Here is a 10,250-nt window from a genome sequence, read left to right as displayed (position 1 = left end):
AGGGCGAAGGAACCCGACGAAGTCGGGCCGGAAACGGAGCTGCGGGCTTTGCTTACTTTGGCCCCATCAAAGTAAGTCGCCGAGGGGCGAAAAGGTGACCGGAGCCGAACACCAATCTACCTAACAAAGAAAAACCGCCGTGTGACGCAGAGCGTCACGAACTGCATTCCCAAGCGGAGCGTGAGGAACGAGAATCTCGTGACTATCGTGCCAATGCTCTGCGTTGGCATGCCGTTCCGGACGTTCTGCGTCCTCCCGATCAACCCCTGCCCACCACCATTCGCACGCCCAGCAACAGCAGAAAGTGCAGCGGATAGATCGCATAGGCCCAGCGCCGCATCGGGATCACTGCGAACCCGGGCTTTGCCCGCAGCAGCGCGATGCCCAGTACAGGCGCCAACACGCAAGCCACTATCGAACCGATGGAAATCGGATCGCCCCAGCTCGCACCGGCAAACATCTGCGACCACGCATTCCCCGCCAGACAAAAGACCGCCGGGAACACCGCATACCAAAGCCTTTTTTCCAGCACCAGCACAAAGACCAGCGGCAGCAGCACGCCGGCAAAGCCAAACATCAGGTATTTCTGGAAGATCGCCGTCAGCAGCAATGCGACAAGGGCCATCACTCGGGTTGTCGGATTGCGCTGCTGCCAGCCCTGAGCAATCACCAGCCCCAGCAGCAGGGTCGGCATCACATTCAGCACGCCCGCGTCAGCCATGAACAGCCGATACGGGATCTCCGACAGCCCGGCAAACACCAGCAGCCAGCCCAGATAACGCCATTGCACGCGCGGGGCCACAATCGCTGCGCTGCGCCGGGAAAGATTCACGGCGATTGCCAGGCAGAACCAGGGAAAGGCAAAACGCCCCGGCACGTAAAGAAAATCGACTGACCAGCCCACATAGCGAAGGTGGTCAAGCACCATACTCAACATCGCCAGCCACTTGAGCAGGTCCAGCGCCTTGTTGCGTCCGGGCAGAAAAGGCGGGTTGGAAAGATCCATAGTGCTCCTGAACGGGGAATTGCGTCATGCAGCCAACACATGACCGAACCTTATATTGTCGCTACAGTGCGCACCATAATCGCCCATAAGGAATCGGCCATGACAGACCAAAGCCAACAGTTCGCCAGCGACAACTATTCCGGTATCTGCCCTGAAGCCTGGGCAGCCATGGAACAGGCGAACAAGGGCCATCAACGCGCTTATGGTGACGATCAATGGACTGCACGCGCCTCGGATGATTTCCGCCGACTGTTCGAAACCGACTGCGAAGTATTCTTCGCCTTCAACGGCACGGCGGCCAACTCGCTGGCGCTGTCATCGTTGTGCCAGAGTTACCACAGTGTTATCTGTTCGGAAACGGCTCACGTCGAAACCGATGAATGCGGTGCGCCGGAGTTTTTCTCCAACGGCTCCAAACTGCTGACAGCGCGCAGCGCGGGCGGCAAGCTGACCCCGGAATCGATTCGTGAAGTGGCGCTCAAGCGTCAGGACATTCACTACCCCAAGCCGCGCGTCGTGACCCTCACCCAGGCCACCGAGGTGGGCGGCGTTTATCAGCCGGAAGAACTCAAGGCAATCAGCGCGACCTGCAAGGAACTGGGCCTGCATCTGCACATGGACGGCGCGCGTTTCTCCAATGCCTGCGCCTTTCTGGAGGCTTCCCCGGCTGAACTGACCTGGAAGTCCGGCGTTGACGTGTTGTGCTTCGGCGGCACCAAAAACGGTATGGCAGTGGGCGAAGCCATTCTGTTTTTCGACCATGATCTGGCTGAAGACTTCGATTATCGCTGTAAGCAGGCCGGGCAACTGGCGTCGAAGATGCGCTTCCTGTCTGCACCGTGGGTCGGCCTGCTGGAAAACGACGCCTGGCTCAAACACGCCCGTCACGCCAACCGCTGCGCGCAACTGCTCGCCGAACTGGTCAAGGACATTCCTGGCGTGGAGCTGATGTTCCCGGTACAGGCCAATGGCGTGTTCCTGCAGCTGTCGGAGCCGGCCATTGCTGCGTTGACCGGGCGGGGCTGGCGTTTCTACACCTTCATCGGCAACGGCGGCGCACGTTTCATGTGCTCGTGGGACACCGAAGAGGAGCGCGTGCGTGAACTGGCCGCCGATATCAGGCTGGTGATGCAGGGCTGAAGCGTCTAAATCAAGCTTGCAGGTGCAGCCCGACGAGCGACGGGTTAATCTCCTTCTCAACGGCAAACGGCCCACAAGGCCGTCCGGACTTTACCGACCGCCCTCAAGAAGGAGCTTGTCTGCATGTTCGATTTCTCCGCCCGGCTCAAGCAGCATTTCGCTGCCCTGCAGAGTGAAGCGCAATTCTTTTCCGTACGTTACGTGCACCGCACCGGCCAACGCCTGTGCGTGCGCAAGAATGTGGCCGAGCCGCCGTCACTGATCAGCGACGAGGGCGCCATGCTGACCGTGCGCCTGAATGGCGTTGAAGCCTACGCCGCTACCAACGACATCTCCCTGAAGGGTTTGCAGGCTGCCTTGCAGCAGGCCGAAACGCTGGCCCGCCGTCTGGCACCGCATGCGCTGCTGGACCTGAGTGATCAAGCTGTCTCGAGCGCTAAGGCTGACTACCTGTCGCCAAACATGGATCAAGCCTTCCCGCCACTTAGCGATTGCATCGGCCTGCTGATGGCCGAATCCAGCGCGGTCCCGGCAGACGAACGCCTGGTCAACTGGCAAGCCATACTGGACCTGGAAACCGTCGAGCAAATCTACCTCAACAGCGCGGGCGCGCAATTGCGTCAGGCGCAGCGCTTTGTGTTTCCCGGCATGAGCGTGACGGCCTATGACGGTCGCGACAGCCAGACGCGCACCCTCGGCGGGCATAACTTCGGCCAGCAGGGTGGCATCGAAGTGCTGAGCAGTTGTGGCCTGATCGGGTCTGCCGCCAACGTCGCCGACGAAGCGTTGCAGCTGATCCTCGCTCCCAACACGCCGTCAGGCCCACGCGACCTGCTGCTGATGCCCGATCAGATGGTCCTGCAGATTCACGAGTCCATCGGCCATCCCCTGGAGCTGGACCGGATTCTCGGTGACGAGCGCAATTACGCAGGCACCAGTTTCGTCAAAACGACTGACTTCGGCACCCTGCAATACGGTTCCAGCCTGCTGAACGTGACCTTCGACCCGGAGATTCCCGAGCAGCTGGCCAGCTACGCGCACGACGACGATGGCACGTCAGCCAGCAAGCAGTTCCTGATTCGTGACGGCCTGCTGCAACGCCCACTCGGCGGTGCCCTGTCGCAATACCGCAGCGGCCTGGCAGGCGTCGCCAACAGCCGCGCCTCCAGCTGGAACCGTGCCCCCATCGACCGCATGGCCAACCTGAATATCGAACCGGGTGACCAGTCGCTGGACAGTCTGGTCGGTAACATCGAGCACGGCATCCTGATGTCGAGCAATCGCTCCTGGTCCATCGATGACGCACGCAACAAATTCCAGTTCGGCTGCGAATGGGGCCAGTTGATCGAGAACGGTGAGCTCAAGGGCGTGGTGAAGAATCCCAATTACCGGGCAATCTCCGCGCAATTCTGGAAAAACCTCAGCGCAGTGGGTGATGCCAGCACGTTCAAAGTGCTGGGCACGCCGAACTGCGGCAAGGGCGAACCCAATCAGGTGATCCGCGTAGGTCATGCCTCTCCGGCGTGTGTGTTTGCCAATGTCGATGTGTTTGGAGGAGATGCCTGATGTCGCACCAACAGCAGTTCGAGGCGCTGGTCGCCGTGCTCAAGGCTGCCATCAGCCCGACAGAACACTTCACTCTGGCCTACGACGCCGAGGCGTCTGACTTCATCCGCTTCAACCACGGCCAGGTTCGACAGGCCGGGAGCGTCCAGCAGGTCATTGCGACGTTCAAACTGATTGATGACGGCCGGCATGCCAATCTGGAACTGACCTTGTCCGGCGACGCCGAGACCGACCAGCAGCGCCTTGTCGACGCCCTGCAACAATTACGCGAAACACTGCCGTCGCTGGCCAAGGATCCCTATCTGTTGCCAAACACCAATGCCTGGCAAAGCAGCAACGTTCAAGACTTGCCACTGCCGGACAGCGCACGGGTCGTCGAGCAGATCAGCGAACTGGCAGGTGATCTGGACCTGGTAGGTTTCTATGCGGCAGGCCCGCTTTACCGCGGCTTCGCCAGTTCGTGGGGCGCGCAGGGCTGGCACCAGGCCAACAGCTTCAATTTCGACTGGAGCCTGTTTCATGAAAACGGCCAGGCAGTGAAAGCCAACTACGCGGGTCATGACTGGAGCGACGAATCGTTCGTGCAGCGTTTTCAGCAGGCCCGCGAACAGCTGGAATTTCTCGGCCGCCCGCTGCATGCGCTCAAGCCCGGACAATACCGCGCTTACCTGGCGCCAGCGGCTCTGGACGAAGTCATCGGCATGCTCACTTGGGGCGGATTTTCCGCGCAGTCACTGGCCAGTAAACGCAGCCCGTTGCAAAGGCTGTATGACGGCGAGACGCCTTTCAGCCCATTGGTCAACTTCGACGAAAAAGTCAGCGGTTCGCTTTCACCCGCGTTTTCACGCGAAGGCTACCCGCGCAAGGACCTGAAACTGATCGTCGACGGGCAAGCCCGCGATCGACTGGTGGATTCGAGCAGCGCTGCCGAATACGACCTGCCTGCCAACGGCGCGGATTATGGCGAAGGCCCAAGCGCGTTGAGCATTGCCGGCGGTTCGCTGGAGCTGGATCAGATCCTCGCAAGGCTCGGCACCGGGCTTTACATCAGTAACCTCTGGTACCTGAACTTCTCCGACCGCGCCGCTGCGCGCCTCACCGGAATGACACGCTTCGCAACGTTCTGGGTCGAAGAGGGCAAGATCGTCGCGCCGGTGAGCACCATGCGCTTCGATGACAGCGCCTACAGCCTGCTGGGCAGCGCACTGGAGGACTTGACCAAAGAAAGGGAACTGATTCTCCAATCGAGCACCTACAGTCAGCGCCAGACCGGTTCAATCCAGTTGCCTGGCGCATTGATCAGCCGACTCACCCTCACGCTATAGCAGGAGCCTATGCAGAACTCAGCAGCGCCGATCATGGACGAAAAGACCCTGCGCTGGATGCCCTGGGTCATCGCCATCGCATTTTTCATGCAAAGCCTGGACGGCACGATTCTCAACACCGCCTTGCCGTCCATGGCCCGCTCACTGGAAGAAGACCCATTGCGCATGCAGTCGGTGGTCATCGCCTACATGCTGACCATTGCGCTGCTGATCCCGGCTTCGGGCTGGATCGCCGACCGGTTCGGGATCAAGCGCATCTTCTTCAGCGCCATCCTGCTGTTCAGCTTCGGATCATTGCTGTGCGCGCTGTCCTGGTCACTGAACGTGCTGGTGGCCGCCCGGGTGATTCAGGGGCTGGGGGGCGCGCTGATGCTGCCTATCGGGCGCCTGATCGTCTTGCGCGCCTATCCGCGATCGGAGCTGGTGCGGATCATGGGTTTTATCACCGTGCCGGGCCTTTTGGGCCCATTGCTGGGCCCGACGCTTGGCGGCTGGATGGTCGAGTATCTGAGCTGGCACTGGATTTTCCTGATCAACATTCCGGTCGGCATCCTCGGTTGCTATGCCGTCAAACACTTCATCCCTGATCTTCCGGGAGGCGGTCGAACGCGATTTGACGGCGTCGGCTTCATCCTGTTTGGCGCGGCGATGATACTGATCACCATTGCCCTGGAGGGCCTGGGCGAGCTGCACCTGCCGCACATGCGCGTGGTGCTGCTGCTGTTTGCCGGGATGGGCTGTCTGGCAGCGTATTGGCTGCGTGCCGGGCACATCGAATCGCCGTTGTTCGCCCCTTCATTGTTCCGTACCCGGACGTTTGCGGTCGGCATCATGGGCAACCTGTTCGCCCGCCTGGGCAGCGGTGCCCTGCCGTTTCTGGTGCCGTTGCTGCTGCAGGTGGCGCTGGGGTATTCGCCGTCTCAGGCGGGTATGAGCATGTTGCCGCTGGCGGCCGCGGGCATGTTCGCCAAGACCGTTGCCCGCTGGCTGATCGAGCGGCTGGGCTATCGCATGATTCTGACCGGCAACACACTGCTGCTGGGCATCCTTTTGGCCAGCCTGGCGCTGGTGGATGTGCAAACCCCATACTGGGTGTTGCTGGTGCATCTGGGGCTGCTCGGCGCGGTCAACTCCTTGCAGTTCACGGCCATGAATACGGTCACGCTGATCGATCTGGACGATGCCAGCGCAGCGAGCGGCAACAGCCTGCTTTCGGTGGTGGCGCAGCTGTCGCTGAGTCTTGGCGTGGCAAGCGCAGCAGCCTTGCTGGGTGGTTTCAGCGAAGAAGTTGCCACCGGCGAGGTCAGCAGCATGTTGGGGGCATTCCAGCTGACCTTCCTGAGTGTCGGGGTGCTGGCAATGTTTGCAGCAGGTATTTTCCTGCAATTGCCAGCGAAGGAACCCAGGATAGCCAAAGCCTGATTGACAACGGCACGTGACTGGAGCAAATCTGCAAAGCGAATTCCCCTGGAAAACAGGGGTTTTGCCCGAAAATTCAACGAATATGAGTATCCGACCAGATACATTGAAGAACCTGAACAAGCGGCCGACACTTTTATAGCACTAAGCCACTGTGGTCTCTTGTAAGCACGGGCCGCATGATGCAACCTTGCCATACGCGAAAGTGGGTTTTATCCCCGTCGCGACTAGTATTTCGGAAGCGAGTTTGTTCATGAAAAGCCAAACCGATGCTGCCGGTAGATCCGCAGCCGAGGTAGTGACGCAATTGCCAGTGCCTTCGCGCCTGGGCATGCTGCGTTTCGAGCGGCTGAATGAAGCCAATTGGGCGCTATTGTTTCTCGATCCGAATTGCGAAAGGCAGCTCGGACTGGCAGCTGTTGACCTTTGCGCCTTGATTGGATCCCCTTATGCCAGCCTCATGGAGCCGGAAGCACGTTATCAACTTCACGATGACATCCAGCTGCAACTGGCCTCTTCCACGAATTACCTGATCCGCTACACCCTTCACAGCCCCAAGGGCCCCCTTGGCCTGCTGGAAATCGGCGAAGCCTACAAACAGCACAACCGCCATCTGTTACGTGGTTATTTCCTGATCGTCGAAGGCCTTGTCACGACTGGCGAACCGGTCACGGACTCCGATCTGGAAACCCGCAACCTGCGCCTGCAGATAGCCCTGGAACTCAACCAGCGCGCCCAGCGCGACCAGTTTGCCCACCTGGAGCGTGTACGCGCCCAGCAGGATCTGATTCTGCGCCTGACCCGACATCGCTACACCACGGCCAATACCTTGCTCGAAGCGGCAGAGCTGATCACCAAAAGCGCCTGTGATATCTACGATGTCGACCATGTCAGTATCTGGAACCTCAACGACAAGCGCCTGGAGCCGATCACCGACTACAGCCGTGAAACCGGCGACTACCAGTCTCGCACGCCGGTGGATATCAGCCCCTACCCCACCTACCTGCAAGCGCTGAATACCAGCCGGGCGATCGACGCCAGCAATATCCAGACTGACCCGCGCACCTGCGAAATGGCCAAAAGCCTGAACCCGGGAGAAACCAGGGCGGTGCTCGATGCCAGTATTCGTATCGATGGGCAGGTGATCGGCGTGCTGTGTCTGGAGGAGTCCGGCTCGACGCGCGAATGGCAGTCCGACGAGATCGCCTTCGCTGGCGAGCTGGCCGACCAGTTTGCCCAGGTCATCAACAACCATAACCGACGCGCTGCGACCAACGCACTGCACCTGTTCCAGCGCGCGGTCGAACAAAGCGCCAACGCCTTTCTGCTGGTCAACTGCAACGGCGTGGTCGAATACGTAAACCCGAGTTTCACGGCGATCACCCAGTACAGCTCGGAGGAAGTCTCCGGGCACAAGCTGTCGGAATTGCCCGCGCTGGAAAACCTCAACCAGTTGCTGCTGGAAGCCAACTCCAGCCTGACCAACAGCAACAGCTGGCAGGGCGAGTTCAAAAGCCGGCGCAAGAACCTCGAACCCTACTGGGGCCAGCTGTCGATTTCCAAGGTGTATGGCGATAATCGCGAGCTGACCCACTATATCGGCATCTACGAAGACATCACCCAGAGCAAGCTGGCCCAGCAGCGCATCGAGCGCCTGGCGTACACCGACAACCTCACCAACCTGGGCAACCGTCCGGCCTTTATCCGCAATCTGGACGAACGCTTCGCCCGCGACACCGATACGCCGATGAGCCTGTTGCTGGTCGACATCGATAATTTCAAGCGCATCAACGACAGCCTCGGCCACCAGACCGGTGACAAACTGCTGATCAGTCTGGCGCGCCGCCTGCGCAACACCTTGAGCCCGTCCGATGTACTGGCGCGCTTTGCCAGTAACGAATTTGCCGTGCTGATCGACAACACCGATCAGGAAGCCGGACAGGCCACCGCCACTCAGGTGCTGGCCACGCTGGACAAGCCGATGTTCGTCGACAATCAGTTGATCAGCGTCACCGGTTCGGTGGGCCTCGCCTGCGCGCCGCTACACGGTCGTGACCCGCAGACCCTGATGAAAAACGCCGGTCTGGCCCTGCACAAGGCCAAAGCCAACGGCAAACATCAGGTTCAGGTGTTCACCGAAGCCTTGAATGCCGAGGCCAGCTACAAGCTGTTCGTGGAAAATAACCTGCGCCGCGCCCTGACCCAGAACGAGCTGGAGGTGTTCTATCAGCCCAAGCTGTGCCTGTTGACGGGTCGTCTGCTGGGCATGGAGGCGCTGTTGCGCTGGAATCATCCTGAAAAAGGCATGATCCGACCGGACCAGTTCATCAGCGTGGCCGAAGAGACCGGCCTGATTATCCCCATCGGTAAATGGGTCGCGCGTCAGTCCTGTCGCATGAGCAAGGACCTGACCGCCGCTGGGTTCGGCAACCTGCAAGTAGCCATCAATGTATCGCCCAAGCAGTTCTCCGACCCGGAACTGGTGTCGTCGATTGCCGCCATCCTCAAAGAAGAAGAGCTTGACCCCTCGCTGCTGGAACTGGAGCTGACCGAAGGCCTGCTGCTGGAAGCGACAGAAGACACCCGCCAGCAACTCGACTCGTTGAAGAAGCTCGGCCTGTCACTGGCCATGGATGACTTCGGCACCGGTTACTCGTCATTCAGTTACCTGAAGAAATTCCCCATCGATGTGATCAAGATCGATCGCAGTTTCATCCGCGATATTCCGGATGATGAAGACGACATGGAAATCACCTCTGCGGTCATCGCCATGGCTCACAACCTCAAGCTCAAAGTGGTCGCAGAAGGCATTGAAACCGCGGCACAGCTGGCCTTCCTGCGGCGCCATCGCTGCGATGTCGGCCAGGGCTATCTGTTCGACAGACCTATCCCCGGCGAAGAGTTGATCGAGAAACTGAAGCGTTACCCTCGTCGCCCGTCCGCCTGACAACCTTCCCTGCACCCCGCTCTCTCGGGCACACTGTCAGTCTGTTATTACACGGCAGCACTTGTTCTGCGTGTAACGGGACCTATGTATGTGTATTGATCATCCGTCCTGCCACCCGCTGCCTGTCTGCACACGAGAGGATATGGTTCATGACTTTGCGCTCGGAAATTCTAGTGAATAAAAACGTACTGCCTACTGCCGAACAAGCACTGCCGGGTCGTGAAATACCTATGGCGCTTCCGGAAACTCACTTCGTCAACGGCAATCCGCTGTTGGGACCGTTTTCGAGCAATGTCGAATTCGCCATCTTCGGCATGGGTTGCTTCTGGGGCGCAGAACGTCGTCTGTGGCAACAGGACGGTGTGGTGAGCACTGTCGCCGGCTACGCAGGCGGATTTACCCCGAACCCGACCTACGAAGAAGTCTGCTCCGGGCTGACCGGCCACACCGAAGTGGTGCTGGTGGTTTACGAGCCAGCAAAAATCAGCTACGAGGATCTGCTGAAGGTGTTCTGGGAAGTGCATAACCCGACTCAAGGCATGCGTCAGGGCAATGACATCGGCACGCAGTATCGCTCGGTGATCTACTGCACCACTCCCGAGCAGCTCGACGCCGCCAAAGCCAGTGCCGAAACGTTCCAGGCGGAACTGAACAAGGCCGGTAAGGGCACCATCACCACCGAAATCGAGCAGGCCCCGACGGTTTACTTTGCCGAAGCCTACCACCAGCAATACCTGGCCAAGAACCCACAGGGCTACTGCGGGCTGGGCGGCACGGGTGTGTGCATGCCGGCTTGATTCGCGCCTGGCGGCCCGAAAACAGCGTTTTTCAGGCTTCTGCCCGCAGG

At 59.7% G+C, this 10,250-nt stretch carries 7 protein-coding genes; 6 read left to right on the top strand and 1 reads right to left on the bottom strand.

What is annotated here, in order from left to right; genetic code table 11:
- Positions 1 to 259: 259 nt before the first annotated feature.
- A complete protein-coding gene (locus GE543_RS24800) occupies positions 260 to 1,006 on the bottom strand; it encodes a TraX family protein (RefSeq protein ID WP_153222589.1) in 747 nt (248 codons plus the stop codon).
- A gap of 99 nt (positions 1,007 to 1,105) precedes the next feature.
- Between GE543_RS24800 and GE543_RS24795 the strand changes: the two genes are divergently transcribed.
- From GE543_RS24795 to msrA, 6 genes are all read left to right on the top strand, one after another.
- Positions 1,106 to 2,146, top strand: a complete 1,041-nt coding sequence (locus tag GE543_RS24795; RefSeq protein ID WP_003420066.1) for a low specificity L-threonine aldolase — start codon at positions 1,106 to 1,108, stop codon at positions 2,144 to 2,146.
- Positions 2,147 to 2,269: 123 nt separating this feature from the next.
- A complete protein-coding gene (locus tag GE543_RS24790; protein ID WP_003432506.1) occupies positions 2,270 to 3,712 on the top strand; it encodes a TldD/PmbA family protein in 1,443 nt (480 codons plus the stop codon).
- Positions 3,712 to 5,037 carry a TldD/PmbA family protein gene (locus tag GE543_RS24785; RefSeq protein ID WP_103690107.1) on the top strand — a complete coding sequence of 442 codons (1,326 nt, stop codon included), beginning with the start codon at positions 3,712 to 3,714 and terminating at the stop codon, positions 5,035 to 5,037. The genes GE543_RS24790 and GE543_RS24785 overlap by 1 nt, the downstream gene beginning before the upstream one ends.
- A gap of 9 nt (positions 5,038 to 5,046) precedes the next feature.
- On the top strand, positions 5,047 to 6,459 hold the full coding sequence (gene mdtD / locus GE543_RS24780) for a multidrug transporter subunit MdtD (protein ID WP_103690106.1): 1,413 nt from the start codon (positions 5,047 to 5,049) through the stop codon (positions 6,457 to 6,459).
- Between the two features lie 250 nt (positions 6,460 to 6,709).
- Positions 6,710 to 9,403, top strand: a complete 2,694-nt coding sequence (locus tag GE543_RS24775) for a GGDEF and EAL domain-containing protein (RefSeq protein ID WP_032698865.1) — start codon at positions 6,710 to 6,712, stop codon at positions 9,401 to 9,403.
- A 149-nt stretch (positions 9,404 to 9,552) separates the two neighbouring features.
- Positions 9,553 to 10,200, top strand: a complete 648-nt coding sequence (msrA, locus tag GE543_RS24770; protein WP_153222588.1) for a peptide-methionine (S)-S-oxide reductase MsrA — start codon at positions 9,553 to 9,555, stop codon at positions 10,198 to 10,200.
- The last annotated feature ends 50 nt before the right edge of the window (positions 10,201 to 10,250 follow it).

This window comes from Pseudomonas sp. SZ57, from assembly GCF_009495975.1.
Lineage (GTDB): Bacteria > Pseudomonadota > Gammaproteobacteria > Pseudomonadales > Pseudomonadaceae > Aquipseudomonas > Aquipseudomonas syringae.
Note: the sequence above shows the minus strand (reverse complement) of the source record. Positions and strands in the feature narration are given on the sequence as shown.